The organism is Rhodococcus koreensis, from assembly GCF_017068375.1.
Taxonomy (GTDB): domain Bacteria; phylum Actinomycetota; class Actinomycetes; order Mycobacteriales; family Mycobacteriaceae; genus Rhodococcus_F; species Rhodococcus_F koreensis.
The window spans coordinates 3,128,270-3,149,060 of sequence record NZ_CP070609.1 but is presented as its reverse complement, the minus strand read 5'-3'; the positions used below and the strand labels follow the sequence as shown (position 1 = coordinate 3,149,060).

Here is a 20,791-nt window from a genome sequence, read left to right as displayed (position 1 = left end):
GGTCAGTCCAAATACGTCACGCGTTCCGCGAAAGTGATGCGGACAGGTTCTTGTCGCGGATACCGTCGTCGTACTAGGGTCGAATGGTAAGACCAAAATCGAAAGGATCGGCCCTATGGCGCACCCCGTGCGATACGACGTCGACGAGCACATCGCCGTCCTCACTCTCGATCGCCCCGAAACCCGCAACGCGCTGTCCGACGACGTGCTCGACGAGCTGCTCGCCGCACTCGAACGTGCGCGCGGGGACGACGACGTGCGGGTTGTTGTGCTCGCGTCCTCGCACGAGAAGATCTTCTCGGCGGGCGGCGACCTCAAGGCGTTCGCGAGCGAGACGCCCACGATCGTCAAATACGCCGGTCTGGATCGCTTCCCGCGGCTGTATCAGCTCATCGGCGGTCTCGGGAAGCCGGTGATCTGCGCGGCGGGCGGCGACGTGCTGGCCGGTGCGTTCGGTCTCGCGCTGGCGTGCGATTTCGTGCTCGCCAAGGAGTCGGTCCGGTTCGGGTGCCCGGAAATCAACGTCGGCGTCTTCCCGTTCATGATTTCCGCCCTCATCTACCGGAACGTCGGGCGACTCAAGGCGAACGAGCTGATGATGTACGGCGAGCTCATCACGGCCACGGACGCACTCGAACTGGGGCTCGTGAACCGCGTGATCCCGGACGACGACTTCGAGACGGAGGTCCGCGCGTGGGCGCGGCGGCTCGCCGGCAAATCGCCGCTGCTCATGCGGCTGGGCAAGGAGGCGATCAACAACACCCGGGACATGTCGCTGCCGGATGCACTCACGGCGCTGCAGTCCCAGCTCGCTCTCGCGTTCACGACCGAGGACATCGTCGAGGGCGTCACCGCGTTTCGCGAAAAGCGTTCTCCCGTATGGAGCATGCGGTGATCGCCGGACCGGGAGCTCGTTGCGATTTCGGTCCAACCATTATATTGTGAGGGCCAACACAGAGTTTTCTATTCCCTCTTCACATCTGCGCACAGAGGAAGGCTTCCCATGGCGTTCGCATCGGTCACCGATCGCTATTCGGACGAACAGATCCGAGAGTTCTATGCCACCGGGCAGTGGCACCGCGACACCTTCTTCGACATGCTCGAGGCTCAGGTCGCCGAGCGGGGCGACCGTGTCTTCCTGACCGACGACACCGGCGGCGGCATCACCTTCCGGGAGTTGCGCGACAAGGCGCTGAGTCTTGCGGTGGGCCTTCGGCGCCACGGCATCGCCGCCGGCGACCGCGTGTCCGTGCAGGTTCCGAACTGGATCGAATTCGCGATCATCGCCGTCGCGCTGTCGCGACTGGGCGCCGTCCTGGTGCCGATCATGCCGATCTACCGCCGCGACGACGTCGAGTACATCCTCGGTAACGCCGGTGTGCGGCTGGCGATTACGCCGCAGAGTTTCAAGAAGTTCGACTACGCCGGCATGTACACCGACATCCTGGGTGCCGTCGAGTCGCTCGAGGATGTCGTCGTCGTCCGCGGGAGCGGCGAACTCCCGCATCGTGCGGTGTCGTTCGAGTCGCTGTTCGCGGACATCGGCCCCGACGAGGCGATCGACGAACTCGGGCCCGGTGTCGGTCCGGACGAGCCGTTCGTCATCGTCTACAGCAGCGGCACCACGTCCCGTCCCAAGGGCTGCATCCACACGTTCAACACGTTCGCCTGCGGATCCCGTCTGCTGGCCAAGGGGTTCGCGTACACGCCCGACGACGTGCAGTTCGGCCCCTCCCCGATCACCCACACCACCGGCCTGGTCACCAGCATCGTCCTCCCGCTCATGCACGGGGCGGCGTCGCACCTCATCGAGGTGTGGGAGCCGGTCCGGGGCATGGAACAGATCAAGGAACGCGGCTGCACGGTCGCGGTGAGTGCCACGACGTTCCTGCAGATGGTCATGGACGTCTACGACCCCGCCGTGCATGACATCGGCACCATGCGGTTGTGGGTGGCGGCCGGCGCCCCGATCCCCGCCAGCTTCGTCACGAAGGCGGCCGAATTGTTCCCCGGCCTGCAGGTGCTCAGCCTGTACGGCCGTTCCGAGAATGTCACGACCACCATGTGCACGGTTGACGACGAGCCCGAGCGGTCGCTCACCTCGGACGGTCGTCCGCTGCCGTTGCAATCGGTCAAGATCGTCGACGAACTCGGTAACGAGGTTCCGCGCGGCGAGGAGGGCGACGTCGCCTACAAGGGCGCCATGCACATGCTCGGGTATCTCCACAATCCCGAGGAGACCGCCAAGCTGTTCACCCCCGACGGCTACTCCCTCTCCGGGGATCTCGGCCGGATGGACGAGGACGGCTACGTGCGGGTCACCGGCCGGACCAAGGACATCGTGATCCGCGGCGGCATGAACATCAGTGTGCGTCAGGTCGAGGATCTCCTGGCCGCTCATCCCGCCGTCCGCGGTGTCGCGGCGGTCGCGATGCCGGACGAGCGCCTCGGGGAGGCGGTGTGCCTCTACCTCGTTGCCGCGCCCGGGTACGGCGACGTCACGCTCGAGAAGATCAAGGCCTACCTGCTCGAGCAGGGGGTGGCGATCCAGAAGGTTCCGGAGCGGCTGGAGATCGTCGAGGCGCTGCCGACGACGGCCACGGGCAAGATCCAGAAGAACGTGTTGCGCGCCCAGATCGCGGCGAAGATCGAGGCCGACCGGGAACGGGCACAGGCCGTCAGCTGATCGAACAAGGAAGGGGGCGAAGCCGATCGGCTTCGCCCCCTTTCGCATTGTTCGACAAGGGTGATCAGGTCGAGGCCACCACGACCGTCGCCGATCCGGTGACCACCGGGCCCTTGTCTCCGGAGGCGACGAGATCGAGCGTTGCGAGCGACTCGCCCTCGGTCTCGTCGATCGACACCACCGTGCCACCCAGGGTCAGCGTGTCGCCGAGGAAGACCGGAGCGACGAACCGGACTCCGAAGGAGCGCACATGCTCGACACCGAACGTGTCGGACACCCAACCGGCCAGGATCCCGGCCTGCATCTGACCCATCGCGATGACGCCCGGAAAGCCCGACGTGGCCACGAAGCCGGGATCGTGGTGCAAGGGGTTGAAATCGCCTCCCGCCCCGGCGAACCGGACGATGTCGGTCTGGGTCACCGGACCGACCACCCGGACGTCCGGAGTATCGCCGACGCGTACCTTCGCCGGTGTTCTCATCGCTGCTCTCCTCGTTCGATCAGGACTTCCTCGAGCCGGACCACGGGCTCGCCGCCGGTGTCGACGTACTCGGTCTCGAGGGTCACGACGCGCATCGTCCCGCCGCGCTTGCCTTCTCGCAGCTCGTCGGCCACGACGCGGCGGGTGCCGACCACGTGGTCGCCGGCGGTGAGCGGTCGCAGGTACGTCCACGTGACCGAACCGACCACCACCCGGGCGAGGGCCAGGCCCAGCGAGTCGACGAACGCGCGCTGGTCGCGCTGGTGTCCGGCGACGACCGTGTGCGTGAGAGTGGCCGGCACGTCGCCGAATCCGGCGTCGCGCGCGACGGCCGGATCCGTGTGGACGGGATCGGTGGTGAACGTGGCGCGCGTGAATTCGCGGATCTTGCCGCGTTCGACGTCGTATTCGACGCGGTCGACGACGCCGGCGGGGAGTGGGTCGGACATCCGGGCCTCCTTTTTGGACTGACCTATAGTATCATTGAGCCTAAATTCGTGAGGAGGGTGCAATGGAGCTCGCTGATTCCCCAGACGAGGCCACATTCCGTGCAGAAGTCCGGGAGTGGGCCGAAAAAGCGGTCCCGACGCTGCCGTGGCCGGAACCGGTCGATCTGGTCGACAAGGTGCCGTTCTGGCAGCAATGGCAGCGGCTGCTCTTCGACGCCGGCTACGGCGGGATGTCGTGGCCGGAGGAGTACGGCGGCCAGGCCGCCGACCCGATCCGCAAGGCCATCTTCACCGAGGAGATGGACCGGGTGGGCGCACCCGAGCGCCTCAACACCATCGGTGAGGACTTCGCCGGCCCGACCATCATCGACTTCGGGACACCCGCACAGAAGGAACGGTTCCTTCGACCGATCCTGGCCGGTGACGAGATCTGGTGCCAGCTGTTCTCGGAGCCGGATGCCGGGTCCGACCTCGCCTCCCTCCGCACCAAAGCCACCAAGGTGGGCGGGGGCTGGAAGGTCAACGGGCAGAAGATCTGGACCAGCCGCGCGCACATCGCCGCCCACGCCATCCTGCTCGCCCGCACCGGTGGCGGTCCGCGGCACAAGGGCATCACGTACTTCCTCGTCCCGATGGACAGTGAGGGAATCACCGTGCGACCGCTCGCGCACATGCTCGGCGAGGCGGAGTTCAACGAGGTATTCCTCGACGACGTGTTCATCCCCGACGACCTCGTCGTCGGCGAGGTCGACGGCGGCTGGAAGGTCGCGATGGGCACGCTCGCCTACGAGCGGGTGGCGATCGCGACGGGCCGCGTCAACACCAAGCGTGCCGTCGACGACATCGTCTCCGACATCGCGGGAATGACCGACGACGCCGGTCGTCCGCTCGGCGAGGACCCGGTGATCCGGCAGAAGGTCGCCGATCTCTACGGCCGGGCCCTCGTGCACTACCTCATCGGTCAGCGCGTCATCACCCTCGCGGCCAACGACGGCCCACCGGGGCCGGTCACGTCCATCGGCAAGCTGTTCTTCTGCCCCCTCGTCGAGGAACTCGCCGACTTCCGGCTGTCCCTCGAGCCGGTGGGCGGGCAATTCGCCCTCGACGACGAGCCGCAGAAGACGGCGCGGTGGCAACGGCTCGCATATCAGGCCCGCGGCACCGCCATCGCCGGCGGTTCCACCTTCATCCAGCGCAACATCGTCGCCGAGCGCATGCTCGAAATGCCGAGGAGCTGACCGTGTCCGACTACACCTGGCGCCCCACCGACGAGTACGTCGAGAACGCCAACGTCACCCGGCTCGCCCGCGCCCACGGACTCTCGGGCCTGGGTGAACTCCGCGCCCGCTCCGTCGCCGACGTGCGGTGGTACTGGGATGCCGTGGTCCGCGACCTCGGTCTGCCGTTCCGATCGCCGTACCGCGAGGTGCTCGACACCTCACGCGGAATCGAGTACCCGGAGTGGTTCGTCGGGGGCACGTCCAACGTCGTCGACGCGTGTCTGGAGCGGTGGCTCGCCGATCCCGCGGTCGCCGACCGGACGGCCGTCGCGCACGAGGCCGAGGACGGCACGGTCCGCAGTCTCTCGTATCGCGAACTCGCGGCGGACGTCGAGCGGGCCGCGGCCGGACTGCGGGAACTCGGCGTCGGCAAGGGCGACGCCGTCGCCCTCTACCTGCCGATGATCCCCGAGGCGGTCGTGTCGGTGTATGCCGTCGCGCGGCTCGGTGCGGTGCTGGTTCCGCTGTTCTCCGGGTTCGCTCCGAGCGCGATCGCGTCCCGCATCCAGGACGCGGACGCCAAGGTGGTGATCGTCGCGGACGGAACGGTCCGCCGGCGCAAGTCCGTCACGATGAAACCGGCCCTCGACGACGCGCTGGCCTCGTGCCCGACGGTGCAGTCGGTCGTCGTGGTCGAGAACATCGGCGTCCCAGTCGATTCCACGGATCGCGACATCTCCTGGGGCAAGCTCCTCGGCAACGCCGGTGACCCGGGCCGGGTGGAGGCGATGGACGCGGGCGAGCCGTTCGCGCTGGCGTACACGTCCGGTACCACCGGCAAGCCGAAGGGTGCCGTCCACACCCACGCCGGGTTCCTCGTGAAGACGGCCAGCGAGGTCGCGTACTCGTTCGATCTGAAGCCCGGCGGCGTGTTCTGCTGGATCACCGACATGGGCTGGATCATGGGCCCGCTGTCGATCATCGGCACCCACGCCAACGGTGGAACCCTCGTGCTGTACGAAGGTTCGCCGGACGTGCCGGACACCGACCGGTTGTGGCAGCTCGCACAGCGTCACCGGGTGACGATGCTCGGTGTCTCACCGACGCTGATCCGTACCCTGCGCGGACGGGACACGGACGTCGCGGCACGGTACGACCTGTCCTCCGTGCACACGATCGGGTCCACCGGCGAGCCGTGGGACCCGGACTCGTACGAGTGGCTCGCGCGGGACGTGTTCGGCGGCCGGGTGCCGATTATTAACTTCTCCGGCGGCACCGAGGTCGGCGGCTCGTTCCTTGCACCGTATCCGGTGGAGCCGATCCACAGCTGCTCGCTGGGCGGTCCGTCCCTGGGTATGGACGTCGACGTCGTCGACGACGCGGGACGCTCCTTGCGCGGGGAACAGGGCGAACTCGTCTGCAGGCAACCGTGGCCGTCGATGACGCGCGGGGTGTGGAAGGACGAGGAACGCTACCTGGAGGCGTATTGGTCCACGTTCCCCGGCATGTGGCGGCACGGCGACTACGCCCTCGTCGACGACGACGGTCAGTGGTACATCCGCGGCCGATCGGACGACGTCATGAACGTGGCGGGAAAGCGTCTCGCGCCCGCGGAGGTCGAGGCCGTACTGACGGCGCACCCGGCGGTGTCGGAGGCGGCGGCGGTCGGTGTCCCCGACCCGAAGAAGGGCGAGGCGGTCTGGGCGTTCTGGGTTCCCCGCGCGGACACCGACACGACGGACATCTCGGCCGAACTGGTCGCCAGCGTTGCCGCGGAACTCGGGAAACCGTTCGCGCCGAGCGCTGTTCACCGGGTGTCGCGCCTGCCGAAGACCCGGTCGGCGAAGATCCTGCGCCGAGCGGTGCGGGCCGCCGCGCTCGACATCGATCCCGGGGACCTGTCGGGTGCCGAGAACCCGGAGGCCGTCGACGAGATCCGCGCAGTGGTGGCGGGGGCAAGCAACGCAGCGTCGTGAGTACAACGAAGGCCCCACACCGCACGGTGTGGGGCCTTCGTCGTCGAAGCAGGAAAGAAGCAGAAAAAGGAAAGCTATTCGTCGAGCGGAATGTCGGTGCGCTGCTCGAAGTCCTTGATCGACTCGGCGTACGAGTGGACGTGCCTGCTCATGCGTCGTACCGCGGCCTCGGCGTCCTTCTCGCGAATTGCCCTGGTCACCGAGCGGTGCGCCTTGACGGTGATCTCGCGAACCTTGTCGTCGATGAATCCTTCGTTCTCGGTCGCGGCGTAGATGGCCCGCGAGAGCGAGATCATGAGACCTGACAACAGTTCGTTGTGGCTGGCGCTCGCGACGGCGACGTGCCAATCGATGTTCGCCTGAAGGAAGTCGTCGAGTTTGTCGCCTGCTCCGGCGATGTCGTCGTTGGCGGCGTCCAGTCGGGCGAGATCCTCATCGGTGCGATGGCGGGCGGCGAGTTGTGCGCAGAACGGTTCGATCGCCTCGCGGGTCTCGAGCAGTGCGGCGAGGCGGATCTGACGACCACGGATGAGCAGTGCCACCGTGTCGGCCATGGACTGTTCACCCGGTCGCTGAACGAAGGCGCCACCGGCCCGGCCCGCCTTGATGCGGACGAGTCCCTGTACTTCGAGGATTCGCAGGGCCTCGCGCACCGTGGTGCGGCTCATCTTCGTCTGGACGACGAGTTCGCGCTCCGGTGGCAGCGGTGTGCCCTCGACGTAGTCCCCGCTGAGAATGCGCTCGCGCAGTTCGTTGGCAAGGACGTCCGACGCCTTCGGTACCTCCATCGGTGTCAACTGAATGGAGGAACGTCCGTTCCGGGTGGTGTTCGGCACGGCTGGTGGCATGGCTCCCCGCCCTCTCTGGTCTAACGGTCAGACCTAATATACCATTGGGTTCTCGCTGCACTTGTCTTGCAGCCTATTCTTCGTCTCATCGAGAGGACCAGTTGTATGCGCTGGGAACTGTCAGAAGAGCAGGAAATGTTCACCGAAGCCCTCGACGGCTGGCTCGGACGGTTCGCCGCTCCGGCGAATGTCCGCAAGTGGGGTGAATCGGGAGATCCTGCCGAATTCGAGCAGAAATTCGTCGAGGAGGGCTGGTTCTCCGCCGGTCTCGACGAGAAAATCGGTGGTCAGGGCGGTGGTCTGCTCGAACTGGCATTGACTGCCGAGGCGCTGGGCCGGTACGCCGCTCCGGCGAGTGCCTGGACCGCGTCGGTTCTCGCGGCACCCATGCTGCCCGTCGACGTCGCCTCCGACGTGCTGGCCGGAGGTGGGTTCGCCGCGGTTGCCGTCGACGCGACCCGTCCGTTCGGCGTCGCCGACTCGGTGCGCGCCGACGAGACCGGCGCACTGACCGGTCGCGTCGCGACGGTGCTCGGCGCCGAACGGGCGAAACTGCTGGTCGTCCCCGCGACGGACCCCGACGGAACCGCCGCCCTGTACCTCGCGCGCGTCGGCGACCCCGGCGTCGCGGTCGAACCGCGGCGCCTCCTCGACCCGTCCCGTGCGGCCGCGGACGTCCGGTTCGACAACGCCGCCGGACAGCGTCTCGACGTCGACGCGGCCACCGCGCTCGAGGACGCGGGGCTGCGAGCGGCCGTGCTCGTGGCCGCCGACTCGCTCGGGGCGATGGACCGCATGTTGCGGCTCGCGGTGGATTACAGCAAGCAGCGCCACCAGTTCGGCGTCCCGATCGGGTCGTTCCAGGCTGTGAAGCACGCTGCGGCAGGCATTCTCGTCTCCGTCGAGGCGGGACGTTCCATCGCCTACTACGCCGCGGCGTCGGTCGATCTCGGCCTCGCCGACCGTGCAATCCACGCCGCGGTCGCCAAGGCGCAGGTGCCGCGAAATGCGGTGCGGGCGGCGGACAGCGCCCTCGTGATGCACGGCGCGATCGGCTACACGTGGGAACACGATCTGCACCTCTACTACAAGCGCGCCAAGCTCGACGAGAAGTTGTTCGGGGGCCCGGGCGTGTGGAACGAGCGCCTGGCGCGGGATCTGCCCCTGTTGCCCGCCGCCGGGTGATTCGCCGTTGACTTTTTGGTCTGTCCTTTAGTAACTTAAGTCCAAACGGAACCAACGACGACGGGACGTGCTGTGGACTTTGATCTGACCGAGGATCAAGCGACGATCCGAGATGCGGTGCGAGAGCTGGCCGGCAAGTTCGACGAGCAGTACTGGGTGGAGAAGGACAGCGAGCACGAGTTCCCCACCGAGTTCTACGACGCGTTCGCCAAGGGCGGCTGGCTCGGCATCACCACGCCCGAGGCGTACGGCGGGCACGGTATGGGAATCACCGAGGCCTCGATCCTGCTGGAGGAAGTCGCCGCTTCCGGCGCCGGCATGAACGGCGCGAGTTCGATGCACCTGTCGATCTTCGGAATGCACCCGGTGATCGTGCACGGCTCCGAGGAACTCAAGCAGCGCACCCTTCCGCGGATCGTCGACGGCGACCTGCACGTCTGCTTCGGTGTCACCGAGCCCGGCGCCGGCCTCGACACCACCAGGATCACCACCTTCGCGCGGCGTGAGGGCGACAAGTACATCGTCAACGGCCGCAAGGTCTGGATCTCCAAGGCGATGGAGTCGGAGAAGATCCTTCTCCTCACCCGCACCACGAAGTTCGAGGACGCGAAGAAGAAGACGGACGGTCTGACGCTGTTCCTCACCGACCTGGACCGCTCGAAGGTCGACATCCGCCCGATCAAGAAGATGGGGCGCAACGCGGTCACGTCGAACGAATTGTTCATCGACAACCTCGAGATCCCCGTCGAGGACCGCGTCGGCGAGGAAGGCAAGGGCTTCAAGTACATCCTCGACGGCCTCAACCCGGAGCGCATGCTCGTCGCATCGGAGGCCCTCGGCATCGGCCGGGCCGCCCTGCGCCGCGGCGTCCAGTACGCCAACGAACGTGAGGTGTTCGGCCGCCCCATCGGCATGAATCAGGGACTGCAGTTCCCACTCGCCGATTCGCTGGCCCGACTCGACGCCGCGGAACTCGTCCTGCGCAAGGCGACGTGGCTCTACGACAACGGGAAGCCCTGCGCCCGCGAGGCCAACATGGCCAAATATCTCTGCGCCGACGCCGGTTTCCAGGCCGCGGACCGCGCACTGCAGACCCACGGCGGCATGGGCTACTCGGAGGAGTACCACGTGGCCCGGTACTTCCGCGAAGCCCGCCTGACCAAGATCGCCCCGCTCAGCCAGGAGATGGTTCTCAACTACCTCGGCGAGCACGTCCTCGGCCTTCCCAGGAGCTACTGATGTTCGAACTCACCGAAAAATCCGCCCTCGTGACCGGTGCCGGCAGCGGCATCGGTGCCTCGGTCGCGCAGGCCTACGCGCGAGCAGGCGCGGCCGTGCTCGTCACCGACGTCGACGGCGAGGCCGCTGCGGCCGTGGCCGCGGAGATCACCGCGGCCGGCGGTTCGGCGAAGTCCGCGGCCCTCGACGTCCGCGACGGCGACGCGGCCGCCGCGGCGGCGGAGCAGGCCGCCGCCCTGAACGGCGGCACGCTCAACATCCTGGTCAACAACGCCGGCGCCATCGCGCCCGCAATGTTCCCGAACCTCGAAGAAGACGACTTCCGCCGCATCGTCGACATTCACCTCGTCGGCAGTTTCGTCTGCAGCAAGGCCGTCCTCCCGTACCTGCCCACCGACGGCAGTGGGCGCATCATCAACGTGACCTCCGCGGCCGGCCTGGTGGGCACCATCGGGCAGGCCAACTACGGTGCCGCGAAGGCGGGCATCATCGGTCTCACGAAGTCGCTGGCGCGGGAACTCGCCAAGAAGCAGGTGACGGTCAACGCGATTGCGCCGCTCGCCGCCACCAAGATGACGGAGAACATCCGGAGCAACGAAAAGCTCGCCGCCAAGACGCTCGCGCGGATCCCGTTGGGCCGCTGGGCGGAACCGGACGAGATCTCGTCCAGCTTCGTGTTCTTCGCGTCCGACGGCGCGGCGTACATCACGGGCCAGGTGCTGCCCGTCGACGGCGGGACGGTGATCTGATGGCCGAGAAGCGCAACCCCTTCCAGCGTTCCGCCCGCGAGGTGATCATCGCGGAAGCAGCGCGCACCCCCATGGGCAAGTCGCACCCCGACCGCGGCTGGTTCCGCGACACCCATCCCAACGACATGCTCGGCGCGGTGTACACGGAACTGATCCGCCGCAGCGGGCTGGCTCCGGCGACGGTCGAGGACCTCGTGATCGGGTGCACCGCACCGTTCGGCGAGCAGTCCCGCAACATCGGCCGCAACGCCTGGTTGCAGGTCGGCTACCCGCCGGAGGTCCCGGCCGTCGTCCTGGACCGCCGCTGTGGATCCGCCCAGACGGCTGTCGAGATGGGCGCCGCCCTGGTCGGCTCCGGTACCCACGACGTCGTCGTGGCCGGCGGTGTCGAACACATGGGCCACGTGCCGATGAACTCACCGGCCAAGATCTCCGAACTGTACGGCGACCCGTGGCCGGAAGCGCTGCGCGACCGGTACGACTTCGTGAACCAGGGCGAGAGTGCCGAACTCATCGCGGACCGGTGGGAGATCTCCCGGCAGGAGATGGACGAGTTCGCCGTCCGCTCCCATCGTCTGGCGACCGAGGCCATCGAGGCGGGCCGTTTCGACGCCGAGATGATCCCCCTCGATCTTGCGGGCGAGACCCGGTCCACCGACCAGACCATCCGCCCCGGCACGAGCCTGGACAGCCTGGCCGGGCTGAAGACGGTGTTCCGGGAGAACGGCCGGATCACGGCGGGCAGTTCGTCGCCGATCTCGGATGGGGCGGCCGGTGTGCTGCTCGCTTCCCGCGAGGCCGTCGACGCGCACGGACTGCGGGCCCGGGCCCGGATTCTCGATCAGACGACCGTCGGGGTGGACCCGATCATCATGCTGACCGGTCCGATCCCGGCCACCCGGAAGTTGCTCGACCGCAACGGAATGAGCATGAACGACATCGATCTCTTCGAGGTCAACGAGGCGTTCAGCTCGGTGGTTCTGGCCTGGGAGCGGGAACTGAAGCCCGACATGGACCGGGTCAACGTCAACGGCGGTGCGATCGCGCTCGGTCACCCCGTCGGCGCGACCGGTGCCCGGCTCATCGCCACCATCGTCGCGGAACTCGAGCGGCGTGACGCCGAAATCGGTCTGGTGACCATGTGCTGCGGCGGCGGCCTGGGAACGGCGACCCTGATCCAGCGGATCGACTGATGATCGACCTGACGCCGCACATCCGGCCCGGCGACGGAATCTGGTGGAGCCAGACGAGCGCGGAACCCACCCCGCTCGTCCACGCCCTGCTCGACCAGGTTTCGTCGATCGGCCCGGTGCGGGCATTTGTGGGACTGACCTGGAATCGGCGGTTGACGAGCGAACTGCCCGACGAACTCTCCGTCGTCTCCTACGGTGGCCTCGGCGAACTCCGCCGCCTCGCCCGACTCGAGGTCGTGCCCTGCCATTACGGGGCACTGCCGCGGCTGTTCGCCGAACGGCGGCTCCCGTGCGACGTCGGGTTCGTGCAGGTGTCACCGCCGGACTCGGCCGGGAACTGCTCGCTCGGGGTCGGTGTCGACTACATCGCGGACGCCCTCGACCACACTCCGGTTCTCATCGCCGAGATCAACCGGCGTATGCCCGTCACGCTGGGCGCACCACGTATTCCGTTGTCGCGGTTCGCCGCGGTAATGGAAACCGACCGGCCGTTGCTCGAGGCGCCGGACCGTGAGCCCGCCGCGGTGGAACGGGCGATCGCGCGGAACGTCGCCGATCTCGTGGCGGACGGAGACACGATCCAGATCGGCGTCGGGACGCTGCCCGCCGCCGTCCTCACCGCTCTCGAGGGTCACAAGGACCTCGGGATGCATTCCGGCATGATCTCCGACGCGGCGCTCCGACTGATCGACCGGGGCGTGCTGACCGGGGCGCGTAAGGAGATCGATCCTGGGCTGCACGTGACGGGCGCCGCGCTCGGAACGGCGGCACTGTACGACCGGCTGCCCGGTCTTCCGGTGGCCTTCCGCCCGGCGAGCTATACCCATGCGCCGCAGGTTCTCTCGCAGCTGCGATCGTTCGTGTCGATCAACTCGGCGATCGAGGTGGACCTGACCGGGCAGGTCGGCGCGGAACTGCGCAACACGACCTACGCCGGTGCCGTCGGGGGTCAGGTGGATTTCTCCCGGGCCGCGGCGATGACCGGCGGCCGCTCGATCATCGCGATGCGCGCGGATTCGCGAGGGGAGTCGACGATCAAGACTGCTTTGGAATACGGCGCGGTCACCACCGCCCGCGCCGACGTGGACTTCGTGGTCACCGAACACGGTGCCGCGGCACTGCGCGGATGTTCCCTGGGCGAGCGTGCGCGGCGCATGATCGCCGTGGCGGCACCCGACCACCGCGAAAGGCTGGAATTCGATCTCGAGGAGTACGACCTTGCATCCGCAACGGAGTGAGGGGAAAGGAGTCAACGCCATGGCACGTCCGCAGCGGGTCCAGATCCGGGAGGTCGGACCGCGTGACGGCTTCCAGAACGAACCGGAGCACATCCCGACCGACGACAAGGTGCGGTTGATCAACGCCCTCGGGCGGGCAGGGTTCACCCGGATCGAGGTCGCCAGTTTCGTGCGGCCGGACGTGATCCCGCAGTTGGCCGACGGCGTCGAGGTCCTCGAGCGCATCGAGGTGCCCGACGACACCAAACTGATGGTGCTCGTCCCCAACAGCAAGGGCCTCGACAACGCACTGAAGGTGCGCGACAAGTTCCACGAGGTCGCAATCTTCGTCAGCGCGTCGGAGACCCACAACAAGAAGAACGTCAACCGCACCGTCGACGAGACGATGGCCGACAACGACGTCATGGCCAAGCGGATCGTCGCCGAGGGCCTCGACTGCGCCGCGGTGATCGCGACGTCGTTCGGCTGCCCGTTCGAGGGCAAGGTCGAGTTGGGACGCGTGCTGGACCTGGCCGAACGGTTCGCCGAGGCCGGCGCCACCGAGATCGGATTCGGCGACACCACAGGCATGTGCAACCCGGCATACGCGTCGGAATTCTTCGCCGCGGCGCTCGACCGGCTGCCCGGCGTGGAGGTCACCGCGCACTTCCACAACACGCGTGGCCAGGGCCTCGCCAACGCGTACGCTGCACTCGAAGCAGGTTGCGCGAGCTTCGAATCGAGCTTCGGAGAGCTGGGCGGCTGCCCCGTTCCGGCAGGCTCGACGGGCAATATCGCCACCGAGGATCTGGTGAGCATGTTCCACGAGATGGGAGTCGAGACGGGTCTCGACCTTCCGCGGGTCATCGAGGCCGCGCGCGAAGCTCAGACAGTGCTCGGCCGCAAACTCACCAGTCACTCGATCGTCGCGGGCCCCATCGAATGGGCCGCGAGCACGCGCTGACCGCTTTCCCCCACGAACACCACAAGACGGAGAAGAACATGAGTAATCGAGTCGCATTCGTAACCGGCGGTGCACAGGGCATCGGCAAGGGCATCTCCGACGCCCTCGGGGCAGCGGGCTTCCGCGTCGCGGTGGCCGACCTCAACCTGGAGGTCGCCGAGGAGACCGCCGCCGGCATCCGCGACGCCGGCGGCCAGGCGATCGCCGTGCCCGTCGACGTCACCGACACCGCGTCCGTGCAGGCCGCGGTGAAGCAGGTCGCCGAGCAGTTCGGCCCGGTCGAGATCGTCGTCAACAACGCCGGCTGGGACGACTTCATGCCGTTCCTGAAGACCGACGAGGCGTTCTGGGACCGTATCCTCGACATCAACTTCAAGGGCCAGCTGCGGGTCATCCAGGCGACCGTCCCGGGCATGGTGGAGCGCGGCTTCGGCCGGGTCATCAACATCGGTTCGGACGCCGGCCGCGTCGGCTCGTCGCTCGAGGCCGTCTACTCGGGCGCCAAGGGCGGCATCATCGCCTTCACCAAGACCCTCGCCCGTGAGATCGCGACCAAGGGCGTCACCGCGAACACCGTGTGCCCCGGCCCGACCGACACCCCGGCGCTCCGCAAGTTCGCCGACAGCTCGGGTCAGGAGGCCGACAAGGTGATCGGAGGCATGACCCGCGCCGTGCCGATGAAGCGACTCGGGAAGGCGGAGGACATCGGTGCCGCGGTGGCGTACTTCGCCTCCGATGCAGCAGAATTCGTCACCGGACAGACCCTGTCCGTCAGCGGTGGTCTGACGATGTCCTGACGGCATATCCGTTCGGAAGGTGCGGCCCGTTTCCGGGCCGCACCTTCGTCGTTATGCGGGCTCCGTTGATAACGATCGTTTGCGCGTGTGCCTATGATCGCCTCATGACGAACAATAGTGATACAACGGATTTCGTGTCCTGGACGGCAGTCGGTGAGTTCGAGGACATCCGATACGAGCACAGCGGCGACGGGATCGCGAAGATCACGATCTGCCGTCCGGAGGTGCGCAACGCGTTCCGTCCGCAGACGCTGATGGAAATCTCCGAGGCTCTGGTCGATGCCCGTGAGGACTCCTCGGTCGGCGTCATCGTGCTGACCGGTGAGGGTCCCGACGCGTTCTGCTCCGGCGGCGACCAGCGGGTGCGCGGCGATACCGGCTACCTCACCGAACCGGGGAAGGCGGGAAGCGTCGGCCGGTTCCATGTCACCGATCTGCAGATCCAGATCCGGCGTCTGCCGAAGCCGGTGGTCGCCATGGTCGCCGGCTACGCGATCGGCGGCGGCCACATTCTGCACCTGGTCTGCGACCTCTCCATCGCGGCGGATAACGCCCGGTTCGGTCAGGTCGGTCCGAAGGTCGGGTCGTTCGACGGTGGCTACGGTGCGGGATTGCTCGCCGAACTCGTCGGGGTGAAGAAGGCCAAGGAGATCTGGTTCCTGTGCCGTCAGTACGACGCACAGCAGGCGCGCGAGATGGGGCTGGTCAACACCGTCGTCCCGCTCGCCGACCTGGAACGGGAAACCGTGCAGTGGTGCCGCGAGATGCTCCAGCTGTCGCCGTTCGCGCTGCGGCTGATGAAGGCGAGCTTCAATGCCGCCGAGGACGGGATGGCCGGCATTCAGCAGCTCGCTCACGACGCGAATTTGCTGTTCTACTCGACCGAGGAGGCGAAGGAAGGGCGCGAGGCGTACAAAGCGAAGCGGCGCCCCGAGTTCGAGAAGTTTCCGCGGCGGCCCTGATCTTCCATTTCGGTCCGACAATTAGTATGGTTGGGTCAATACCTCATGTGAGTGGCAAAGTGTGCCCGCGCACACTTCGCCGCTCACATGGGACTGGACCGAACAGGATGGTGTGCATGTCGGAAACCGCAACGCCCGCAGTCGCGTGGAGCGACGTCGACGCCGGCGTCATGACGATCACGCTGCAACGCAGGCCGGCGAACGCGCTCGGGCTGCCGATCATCGACGGCCTGAACGCGGCGCTCGACGCAGCCGACGCCGATGGATCGGTGAAGGTGATCGTCGTCCGCTCGGACATTCCGGGCTTCTTCGCGGCCGGCGCCGACATCAAGCACATGTCGTCCGTGGACGCGGAGTCCTTCACCGCGTACGGCGATCGACTCCGTGGGGCGCTCGACCGACTCGCGTCCGCCGACCGCATCTCGATCGCCGCGGTGGACGGCCTCGCACTCGGCGGCGGCCTCGAACTGGCAATGGCCTGCACCCTGCGGGTCGGCGGGGCGGACGCGAAGTTCGGGCTGCCCGAAGTCAAGCTCGGCCTCATCCCCGGAGCCGGTGGAACGCAGCGACTTCCGCGTCTCGTGGGTCGTGGTCGCGCCCTGGACATCATGCTGAGTGCCCGGCAGGTCCTCGCCGCCGAGGCGCATGCGATCGGACTGATCGACCGACTCGTCGACGCCGGTACCGCCACCGATGCAGCGCAGGCGCTCGCGGCCGAGCTGTGCACGATGTCGCTGCCCGCGCAGCGCGCCGTCATCCGCACGGTCGACGCGTCGTTCGACACCCCGCTCGAGGAGGGCTTCCGGTTCGAGGTCGCCCAGGAGCAGGACCTGTTCGAGAACGGAGAGGCGAAGGAGGGCATCACCGCCTTCCTCGAGAAGCGCGCTCCGCGATTCTCCTGAGCGTCGTGACGTCGGGGCGTGCCGGGAGGGGTGCGATCGCGCTGGCCCTTTTCCTCGTCTATGTGATCTGGGGATCGATCTATCTCGCGATCCGCCTGGTGATCGACGAGGTCCCTCCGCTCGGCTCGATGGGTGCGCGGTTCCTCCTTGCCGCTCTGCTGATGGCCGCCTTCCTGGCCTGTCGCGGTGGCCGGCGGCGGCTGCGCCTCACCTGGCGGGAAGCGGCAGGCGCTTCGTTCCTGGGCGTGCTGCTACTCGCCTGCGGAAACGGCCTGACCTCGGTCGGCCAACTGCACGGCGTGCCCTCCGGGGTGACGGCGCTCCTCGTGGCCATGGTGCCGCTGTGGATCTGCATCTACCGCACGCTGTCCGGTGACCGTCCACGGGTTCTCGAATTGGCCGGCGTCGGTGTGGGGCTGGTCGGTCTCGCAGTCCTGGTGCTGCCGCACGGTGGTGAGCACTCGGGACTCCCGCTCGTCGGCGTGGCGGTCATCGTGTTGTCCAGTGTGTCCTGGTCGTTCGGGTCGTGGATCAAGCCCCGAATCTGGCTGCCTCGTGACGTGTATGTCAGTGCGACGTACCAGCTTCTGGCGGCCGGTGCGGCCATGACGCTCGCGTCGGTAGCGACAGGGGAACGGCTGCACGGTGACATCGGACTCCGCGCGTGGGGCGCGTTCGGCTACCTCGTGGTCTTCGGCTCGATCGTCGGCTTCACCGCGTACGCGTGGCTGCTGCATCACGCCCCGCTGTCGCTGGTCGCCACCCATACGTATGTGAATCCGGTGGTGGCCGTGGCGCTCGGGTCGGTGGTCCTGTCCGAGCCCGTCACGCCCGTCCTCGTCATCGGGGGAGCGGTCGTACTGCTTTCGGTCGTACTGGTCGTCAGTGCACACGCCGGGCCGCGGCGTCGGGGGTATTCCTCCGTGAACGATTCCAAGGTATTATTATCAGACCAAAGATCGACAGGAGGTGGGTAGATGGTGCGGGACGACTCGAAACGCTCGTTCACCGGGCCGCTGTCGGGCTTGAAGGTGATCGAAATCGGTTCGATCGGGCCGGGTCCGTTCTGCGCCATGCTCCTTGCCGATCTGGGCGCCGACGTGATTCGAGTGGATCGCGCCACGGGTTCGGGACTGGTGGGGCCGAATGCTGACTTCCGGAAGGAATTGCTGCACCGCGGACGTCGCTCGCTCGCCGTCGACCTCAAGCATCCGGACGGCGCCGCGGTGGTGCTCTCTCTCGTAGCGGACGCAGACATCTTGATCGAGGGCTTCCGACCCGGGGTCGCTGAGCGACTCGGCATCGGACCGGACGACTGCGCCGCACGTAATCCCGGGCTGATCTACGGCCGCATGACCGGTTTCGGTCAGGACGGACCGCTCGCTCAGCACGTCGGCCACGACATCAATTACGTCGCGCTCAGTGGTGCCCTGTCGTTGATCGGACGCCACGGCCAACCGCCCACCCCGCCGCTCAGTCTGATCGGCGACTTCGGCGGCGGGGGAATGCTTCTCGCGATGGGCGTCCTGTCGGCGCTGTTCGAGAGGCAGCGCTCGGGACTCGGACAGGTGGTCGACGCCTCGATGGTCGAGGGGTCCGCACTCCTTGCGACACCCTTCTTCGGGTTCGCGCAGACGGGAACGTGGAACCCTGAACGCGGCACCAACATCGTCGACAGCGGTGCGCCCTACTATGACGCCTACGAGACCGCGGACGGTAAGTGGTTGGCCGTCGGGGCGATGGAACCGCATTTCTACGCCGACCTCGTTGCGCTGCTGGAGTTGCCCGGCGATCTTCCGGAGCAGAATGACCGCTCGCAGTGGCCGCAGATGAAGAAGATCTTCGCGGACGCCGTGCGCGGCCGCACGCTCGCAGACTGGCTCGAGGCGGGCGAGGGGCTCACACCCTGTATATCGCCTGTTCTCGAGGTCGACGAGGCGCCGTCGCACCCGCATCATGTCGCCCGAAAGGCATTCGTCGACGTCGACGGTCTCGTCCAACCGGCGCCGGCGCCGCGCTTCAGCCGCACCGCGGCCGCAGTAGATCGCCGTCCGCCGATGCCGGGCGAACATACCACCGAGATCCTGACCGACTGGGGGATCGACCCCGGCCGTGCCGCCGAGTGGCTGCGCTCGGGTGCTGTGCGCGAGGCCGCCGCGGAGACCTGACCTGCCGGACCATCGGCGTCCGGACCACCACCAAAAAACTTGCGGCGACCACCTGGGATCGCCGAACTGAGAAGGAGTGACCTCGTGACCGAGCCCACGACATGGGAGACGTTCACGCTCGACCGGCCGGAACCCGGCATCGCCGTCGTGACGTTGAATCGCCCCGAACGAATGAACTCGATGACGAACACCATGTTCGTCGAACTCGAGAGGGTTGCGCTGCAACTGGATCACGAACACGACCTCCGCGTCGTGATCCTCACCGGCGCAGGCAAGGCGTTCTGCGGCGGATTCGACCTCGACGACGCCGACGGTTTGTCGTCGATGACGCCGATGGGCATGCTGGACCAGCAGGAACTGGCCGCGCGGGCTCTCTCGGCGATCCGCAGCATCCGGGTCCCGGTGATCGCCGCAGTCAACGGTGCGGCCGCCGGTGGCGGGCTGTCCCTGTCCCTCGCCGCCGACATCCGGATCGGTTCGCCGGCGGCACGGTTCAACGCGGCGTTCGTGCGGATCGGACTGTCGGCCGGCGACCTGGGGGCGTCGTGGCACCTGCCCAAGCTCATCGGTCCGGCGCGCGCCGCGGAGTTCGCTTACACCGGCCGCTTCATCGAAGCAGTCGAGGCGGAGTCCCTCGGACTGCTCAACGCGGTCGTGCCCGCCGAGTCGCTGCTCGACGAGGCGCTCGCGATGGCCCGCCTGATCAGCGCGAATTCGCCTGCCGGAGTCCAGCTGTCGAAGCGTGCACTCCACGCGAACATGGAAGTGTCCTCGTATGCGGCGGCGCTCGAACTCGAGAACCGCGGTCAGGCGCTGCTCACTCGTGGCGACGACATGCCCGAGGCGCTGGCCGCGTTCAAAGAGAAGCGCAGCCCGAAGTTCACGGGAAGGTGAGCCAGATGACGCAGACCGAAGTGCGGGAGAATACGGCGGTGCTGAGCAACTACGAGCCGCCGCAGCTGGAGACCCTCACCCTCGAGGTGCTCGACGGCAAGATCGTCGTCCTCACGATCAATCGGCCCGAGCGGATGAACTCGATGGTCGTGAAGATGTTCGAGGAGTTCAACACCGTCGCATACGCCCTGCGCGACACGGACGCGCGGGCGCTGATCATCCGCGGTGCGGGCGATCGCGTGTTCTGCGCGGGCTTCGACCTGGACGAGATCAGCGTGATCACCGAAATGGGTGTGCGTGAATTCCTCAGGTTCCAGGAGACCGCGACCGGTGGCCTCGCGGCGCTGCACCACCTGCCTTTCCCGGTGATCGCCGCGATTCACGGTGCGGCGTCCGGGGGCGGGCTGTCGCTCGCGCTCGCCTGCGACATCCGGCTCGTGGCGCCCACCGCGAAGTTCAATGCGGCGTTCGTCAAGGTCGGATTGTCCGTCGGGGAACTTGGCACGTCGTGGCAGCTCACCCGGCTCGTCGGGCCCGGCCGGGCGGCGGAGATCGCCTACACTGCGCGTTTCGTCGGTGCGGAGGAAGCCGCCCGTATCGGATTGGCGAACCGGGTGGTGCCGAGCGAGGACCTGTTCGACGAGGCAGTCGCGGTGGCCGAGGCGATCGCATCGAACTCGCCGGGCGGCGTCCGGATGTCGAAGCGTGCGCTGCAACGGAACCAGGAAGTGACGTCGTATGCGGCGGCACTGGAGTTGGAGAACCGGGGGCAGGCGCTGCTCACCCGGTGCGCCGACATGCCGGAGGCGCTTGCGGCGTTCAAGGAGAAGCGGGCGCCGCGCTTCACCGGCCAGTAGGAAT

20 protein-coding genes are annotated in these 20,791 nt (G+C 67.3%); 17 read left to right on the top strand and 3 right to left on the bottom strand.

The window, feature by feature from the left end:
- The first annotated feature begins 115 nt into the window (after positions 1-115).
- Together JWS14_RS14545 and JWS14_RS14540 are read left to right on the top strand one after the other, a co-directional pair.
- Positions 116-895: an enoyl-CoA hydratase/isomerase family protein gene (locus JWS14_RS14545; RefSeq protein ID WP_072937093.1), complete on the top strand. Its 780-nt coding sequence runs from the start codon at positions 116-118 to the stop codon at positions 893-895.
- 108 nt (positions 896-1,003) lie between these two features.
- Entirely contained in the window at positions 1,004-2,686 is a 1,683-nt protein-coding gene (locus JWS14_RS14540; protein ID WP_206013591.1) for an AMP-binding protein, read from the top strand.
- 64 nt (positions 2,687-2,750) lie between these two features.
- On the opposite strand, the gene JWS14_RS14535 is transcribed toward JWS14_RS14540, so the two are convergent.
- Positions 2,751-3,167 (bottom strand): MaoC family dehydratase, encoded by a 417-nt coding sequence (locus JWS14_RS14535; protein WP_206013590.1) that lies wholly within the window; start codon positions 3,165-3,167, stop codon positions 2,751-2,753.
- Positions 3,164-3,616, bottom strand: coding sequence for an FAS1-like dehydratase domain-containing protein (locus tag JWS14_RS14530; protein WP_206013589.1), 453 nt, complete (start codon positions 3,614-3,616; stop codon positions 3,164-3,166). Before JWS14_RS14530 ends, JWS14_RS14535 begins: the two co-directional genes overlap by 4 nt.
- Positions 3,617-3,678: 62 nt before the next feature.
- On the opposite strand from JWS14_RS14530, the gene JWS14_RS14525 reads away from it, so the two are divergent.
- Together JWS14_RS14525 and JWS14_RS14520 are read left to right on the top strand one after the other, a co-directional pair.
- Positions 3,679-4,854 carry an acyl-CoA dehydrogenase family protein gene (locus tag JWS14_RS14525; RefSeq protein ID WP_206013588.1) on the top strand — a complete coding sequence of 392 codons (1,176 nt, stop codon included), beginning with the start codon at positions 3,679-3,681 and terminating at the stop codon, positions 4,852-4,854.
- A 2-nt stretch (positions 4,855-4,856) separates the two neighbouring features.
- Positions 4,857-6,812 carry an AMP-binding protein gene (locus tag JWS14_RS14520; protein ID WP_206013587.1) on the top strand — a complete coding sequence of 652 codons (1,956 nt, stop codon included), beginning with the start codon at positions 4,857-4,859 and terminating at the stop codon, positions 6,810-6,812.
- 74 nt (positions 6,813-6,886) lie between these two features.
- Here JWS14_RS14520 and JWS14_RS14515 read toward each other — a convergent pair whose 3' ends face one another.
- Positions 6,887-7,648, bottom strand: coding sequence for a FadR/GntR family transcriptional regulator (locus JWS14_RS14515; protein WP_174705440.1), 762 nt, complete (start codon positions 7,646-7,648; stop codon positions 6,887-6,889).
- Between the two features lie 117 nt (positions 7,649-7,765).
- Between JWS14_RS14515 and JWS14_RS14510 the strand changes: the two genes are divergently transcribed.
- From JWS14_RS14510 to JWS14_RS14450, 13 genes are all read left to right on the top strand, one after another.
- Entirely contained in the window at positions 7,766-8,845 is a 1,080-nt protein-coding gene (locus JWS14_RS14510; RefSeq protein WP_206013586.1) for an acyl-CoA dehydrogenase family protein, read from the top strand.
- Between the two features lie 72 nt (positions 8,846-8,917).
- Positions 8,918-10,084: an acyl-CoA dehydrogenase family protein gene (locus JWS14_RS14505; protein ID WP_005250871.1), complete on the top strand. Its 1,167-nt coding sequence runs from the start codon at positions 8,918-8,920 to the stop codon at positions 10,082-10,084.
- Positions 10,084-10,833, top strand: coding sequence for an SDR family NAD(P)-dependent oxidoreductase (locus JWS14_RS14500; RefSeq protein WP_072937101.1), 750 nt, complete (start codon positions 10,084-10,086; stop codon positions 10,831-10,833). The genes JWS14_RS14505 and JWS14_RS14500 overlap by 1 nt, the downstream gene beginning before the upstream one ends.
- Entirely contained in the window at positions 10,833-12,026 is a 1,194-nt protein-coding gene (locus JWS14_RS14495) for a thiolase family protein (RefSeq protein WP_206013585.1), read from the top strand. Before JWS14_RS14500 ends, JWS14_RS14495 begins: the two co-directional genes overlap by 1 nt.
- Entirely contained in the window at positions 12,026-13,264 is a 1,239-nt protein-coding gene (locus JWS14_RS14490; protein WP_206013584.1) for an acetyl-CoA hydrolase/transferase family protein, read from the top strand. The genes JWS14_RS14495 and JWS14_RS14490 overlap by 1 nt, the downstream gene beginning before the upstream one ends.
- A 19-nt stretch (positions 13,265-13,283) precedes the next feature.
- Positions 13,284-14,207 carry a hydroxymethylglutaryl-CoA lyase gene (locus JWS14_RS14485; protein ID WP_072937104.1) on the top strand — a complete coding sequence of 308 codons (924 nt, stop codon included), beginning with the start codon at positions 13,284-13,286 and terminating at the stop codon, positions 14,205-14,207.
- Between the two features lie 38 nt (positions 14,208-14,245).
- Positions 14,246-15,004 carry an SDR family NAD(P)-dependent oxidoreductase gene (locus JWS14_RS14480; protein WP_072937269.1) on the top strand — a complete coding sequence of 253 codons (759 nt, stop codon included), beginning with the start codon at positions 14,246-14,248 and terminating at the stop codon, positions 15,002-15,004.
- A gap of 104 nt (positions 15,005-15,108) precedes the next feature.
- On the top strand, positions 15,109-15,966 hold the full coding sequence (menB, locus tag JWS14_RS14475) for a 1,4-dihydroxy-2-naphthoyl-CoA synthase (protein WP_072937105.1): 858 nt from the start codon (positions 15,109-15,111) through the stop codon (positions 15,964-15,966).
- 116 nt (positions 15,967-16,082) lie between these two features.
- Positions 16,083-16,868, top strand: coding sequence for an enoyl-CoA hydratase-related protein (locus JWS14_RS14470; protein ID WP_072937270.1), 786 nt, complete (start codon positions 16,083-16,085; stop codon positions 16,866-16,868).
- Positions 16,869-16,873: 5 nt separating this feature from the next.
- The gene (locus JWS14_RS14465) at positions 16,874-17,845 is read left to right on the top strand and encodes an EamA family transporter (protein WP_072937106.1); all 972 of its coding nucleotides are present in this window, start codon (positions 16,874-16,876) and stop codon (positions 17,843-17,845) included.
- Positions 17,846-19,036: a CaiB/BaiF CoA transferase family protein gene (locus tag JWS14_RS14460; protein ID WP_206013583.1), complete on the top strand. Its 1,191-nt coding sequence runs from the start codon at positions 17,846-17,848 to the stop codon at positions 19,034-19,036.
- An 84-nt stretch (positions 19,037-19,120) separates the two neighbouring features.
- Positions 19,121-19,930 carry an enoyl-CoA hydratase/isomerase family protein gene (locus JWS14_RS14455; protein WP_095862145.1) on the top strand — a complete coding sequence of 270 codons (810 nt, stop codon included), beginning with the start codon at positions 19,121-19,123 and terminating at the stop codon, positions 19,928-19,930.
- A 5-nt stretch (positions 19,931-19,935) separates the two neighbouring features.
- Positions 19,936-20,787, top strand: a complete 852-nt coding sequence (locus JWS14_RS14450; RefSeq protein WP_072937109.1) for an enoyl-CoA hydratase/isomerase family protein — start codon at positions 19,936-19,938, stop codon at positions 20,785-20,787.
- Positions 20,788-20,791: the final 4 nt, after the last annotated feature.